At 73.1% G+C, this 3,630-nt stretch carries 2 protein-coding genes and 1 pseudogene; 2 read left to right on the forward strand and 1 reads right to left on the reverse strand.

Annotated features, from left to right (window positions below):
• Nucleotides 1–123 precede the first annotated feature (123 nt).
• On the forward strand, nucleotides 124–1,125 hold the full coding sequence (locus ACFW1I_RS17280) for an ATP-binding cassette domain-containing protein (protein ID WP_384670504.1): 1,002 nt from the start codon (nucleotides 124–126) through the stop codon (nucleotides 1,123–1,125).
• On the forward strand, nucleotides 1,122–1,979 hold the full coding sequence (locus ACFW1I_RS17285; protein WP_384670506.1) for an ABC transporter permease: 858 nt from the start codon (nucleotides 1,122–1,124) through the stop codon (nucleotides 1,977–1,979). The genes ACFW1I_RS17280 and ACFW1I_RS17285 overlap by 4 nt, the downstream gene beginning before the upstream one ends.
• A 23-nt stretch (nucleotides 1,980–2,002) precedes the next feature.
• On the opposite strand, the pseudogene ACFW1I_RS17290 reads toward ACFW1I_RS17285, so the two are convergent.
• A pseudogene (locus tag ACFW1I_RS17290) lies at nucleotides 2,003–3,630 on the reverse strand (AfsR family transcriptional regulator); the annotation flags it as partial.

Raw genomic sequence — 3,630 nt, forward strand, 5'->3', positions numbered from 1 at the left:
CGGGGGGCTGCCCTCCTCCCAGTCGCCCGCCCCGCCCGACCCGCCCGCCCCCGCGGGCCCGCCCCCGCCCCGGGGGGGGCCGGTCGCCGGTTTGTCGGCGGGCTGTCGGTGACGCCCTGTTCCATGGGGGACATGACGCGATCACAGACCAACGCCGTCGAGGTCCGGGGCCTCGTGAAGCACTTCGGCGAGACCAGGGCCCTCGACGGGGTCGACCTGGACGTCCGCGAGGGCACCGTCCTCGGGGTCCTCGGGCCCAACGGCGCCGGGAAGACCACCCTCGTCCGCTGCCTGTCCACCCTCCTCGTCCCGGACGCCGGGACCGCCACCGTCGCCGGCTACGACGTGGTGCGCCAGCCCCGCCAGCTGCGCCGCACCATCGGCCTCACCGGCCAGTACGCCTCCGTCGACGAGAAGCTCTCCGGCTTCGAGAACCTGTACATGATCGGCCGGCTGCTCGACCTGTCCCGTACGGACGCCCGCCGCCGCGCCGACGAGATGCTGGAGCGCTTCTCCCTCACCGACGCCGCCAAGCGCCCGGCGATGAACTACTCCGGCGGCATGCGGCGTCGGCTCGACCTCGCCGCCTCGATGATCGGGCAGCCGGCCGTGCTCTACCTGGACGAGCCGACCACCGGCCTCGACCCCCGCACCCGCAACGAGGTGTGGGACGAGGTGAAGCGGATGGTCTCCGAGGGCGTCACCGTCCTGCTCACCACCCAGTACATGGAGGAGGCGGAGCAGCTGGCGAGCGAGCTGACCGTCATCGACCGGGGCAAGGTCATCGCCCGGGGCGAGGTCGACGAGCTCAAGGCGAAGGTCGGCGGCCGGACGCTCAAGGTCCGCCCGGTCGACCCGGACCAGCTGCCCGCGATGGCGGCGGCGCTCCGCGAGACCGGTCTCGACGGCATCGCCGGCGCGACCGTGGTGCCCGACGAGGGCGCGCTGTACGTGCCGATCCTCACCGACCAGCAGCTGACCGCCGTCGTCTCGCTGCTCGGCGCCCGCGGCTTCGGCATCGCCCACATCGGCACCCATCTGCCCAGCCTGGACGAGGTGTTCCTGGCCATCACCGGCCAGAAGGCCACCGTCTCCGACGAGATCACCGAGGAGGTCGCCGCGTGAGCACGACCACGGTCACCAAGTCCCCCGTCGACACCGCCGGTCCGGCGTCCGCCGGTCCGGTCCGCACCGACGCCGACGGCCGCATCGGCCTGCGCGCCAACCTGCGCCACATCGGCGCGCTGGCCCGGCGCAACGCGCTCCAGATCAAGCAGGACCCGGAGTCGATGTTCGACGCCGTGCTCATGCCGATCATCTTCATCCTGCTCTTCGTGTACGTCTTCGGCGGCGCCGTGGCCGGCAAGGGCAACCAGGCCGACTACGTGAACTACCTGGCGCCCGGCCTGATGGCGATGATGGGCATGAACATCGCCATGGCCGTCGGCGTCGGCATCAACGACGACTTCAAGAAGGGGGTGATGGACCGGTTCCGGACGATGCCGATCGCCCGCTCCTCGGTCCTCATCGCCAAGATCGTCGTCGAGATCGGCCGGATGATGATCGCCACCGCGATCCTGCTCGGCATGAGCTTCCTGCTCGGCCTGACCATCCACACCTCGGTGCTCCACCTGTTCGCCGCCATCGGCCTGTCGATGGTCTTCGGCGCCTCGCTGATGTGGATCTTCATCCTGCTCGGCCTCACCCTGAAGACGGCCCAGGCCGTCCAGGGCATGGCGATGCTGGTCCTGATGCCGCTCCAGTTCGGCTCCTCGATCTTCGCGCCGACGACGACGATGCCCGGCTGGCTGGAGTCCTTCACGGACTACAACCCGCTCTCCAACCTCGCCGACGCCGCCCGGAACCTGATCAACGGCGGCCCGGTCGCCGACTCCGTGTGGATGACGCTGGGCTGGTCGCTGCTCATCACCCTCGTCACGGCGCCGCTCGCGGTCGCCAAGTTCCGCAAGAAGACCTGATCCGGCGCCCCCGTGACGGGGGATCAGGACTCGGCGCGCTCACTGATCGCGTCGGCGGCGCGACCGAGCAGGGCGGCGGCCTCCTCAGCGGAGAGGCCGCCGCCTTCGGCGTGCGCGGCCGCGAAGGCGTCCGCGCCGAGCGCCGCGCGGGCCAGCTCCGTCGCCCGCGCCAGGTTCTCCCGCTCCATGCCCGGCTCCCGGTGCCCCTCGGGCACGAGGGCGTCCCGGGCGCCGAGGAGCAGGGCCGCCGTCCGGGCCGCCTCGCCGCCGAGCCCGGCGAGCGCCCAGGCGCCGACGACCAGGTGCACCCCGGGCATCTGCGGCACCACCATCATCGACAGCGGGCCCAACGACCGCTCGTACGCCGAGGCGACCCGCGCGAGGGCGTCGGCGTACCGCTCCTCCAGGACGTCGATCCAGGCCAGGCAGCCGAGCGTGAACCCCTCGAAGACGGCGAGGGTGTCGCTGCTGAACTCCTCCAGGAGGCCCGTCAGAAGCTCCCGGGCCTCGCCGGTCCTGCCGGTCCTGCCGAGGCAGAGCGCGAGGAAGAGGCGCGCGCCGAGCTGCGGTTCGTGGCCCGTGGAGTGGTCGGCCAGGATCGTCCGCAGGATCGCCTCGCCCTCCTCGAACCGGCCCGCCTCGATGAGGGTGTCGGCGTACCGGGCCCGCAGCAGCTCCTGCTGCGAGGGGGCCCCGATCTTCTCCGCGTAGCCGATGGCGGCGAGGAAGTCCCGGGCGGCCGCGTCGTAGGCGAGCTGCCGCTCGTGGGCCTCGCCGCGGGCGGAGAGCGCCTCGGCGGCGCCCCAGGCGTCCCCGAGCCGTTCGAAGAGGGCCAGGCTCTCGTCGGCGTCCGCGATCGCGAGGTCGGCCCACTGGCCGCGGTTGGCCCGCATGTTGGCCCGCATGTGCAGGACGTGGGCGAGCTCCCAGGCGTACCCGTGCCGGCGGCACGCCTCCACGGTGACGTCGAGGAGTTCGTGCAGCCGCTCGGGCTCGCCCATGATGAGGACGGCGAAGACGGCGAAGGAGCCGGGGAGCCGGCAGGTCTGCGGCAGCCCCGGCCGGTAGACGGCGGTGATCTCGCGCAGCCGTTCCTGGCCCTCGGGGCTCGTCCAGCGGGCGGTCTCGTGGTCCATGTTGATCAGCTCGACGAGCCGCACCCCGCGCCGGGCCTCCCAGCGCTGCTCCTCGGAGAGCGGCGGCGGGGCGGCCGTGCACGGCTCGTGGAGGGGGACGAGCGGTGCGGCGGGCGGGGTGAACGGGTCGGGTCCCAGGGCGGCGACGGCCCGGACCCCCTGGAGGGCGTCGGAGCGCAGGTCGCGCAGCTGCCAGTACCAGAGCAGGGCGTGGACGAGGACGAGGGCCTCGTCCTCGTCGCGGGCGGCGACGGCCCGGGCGAGCGCGGTGCGGACGTTGCCGTACTCGGCGTCGAGCCGGACCATGGCGGCGAGCTGCCCGGCGCCGCGGAGCGCGGGGTCGGTGGTGCGGGCGAGTTCGCGGTAGTACGTGAGGTGGGCCCGCTCGACGGCCGCCCGCTCACCCGCCTCGTCCAGCCGCTCCCCCGCGTACTCCGCCACCGTCTCCAGGAGCCGGAACCGCATCCCCGACTCCTCCGGCGCCGACACCACCAGCGACTTGTCCACCAGCGCAC

The sequence above is a fragment of the Streptomyces sp. NPDC058955 genome, from assembly GCF_042741435.1.
In the GTDB taxonomy this organism is placed as follows: domain Bacteria; phylum Actinomycetota; class Actinomycetes; order Streptomycetales; family Streptomycetaceae; genus Streptomyces.

Excerpts from the sequence above, each read along its gene's own strand:
- ACFW1I_RS17280 (WP_384670504.1), top strand. The coding sequence starts at position 124 with ATGGGGGACATGACGCGATCACAGACCAACGCCGTCGAGGTCCGGGGC.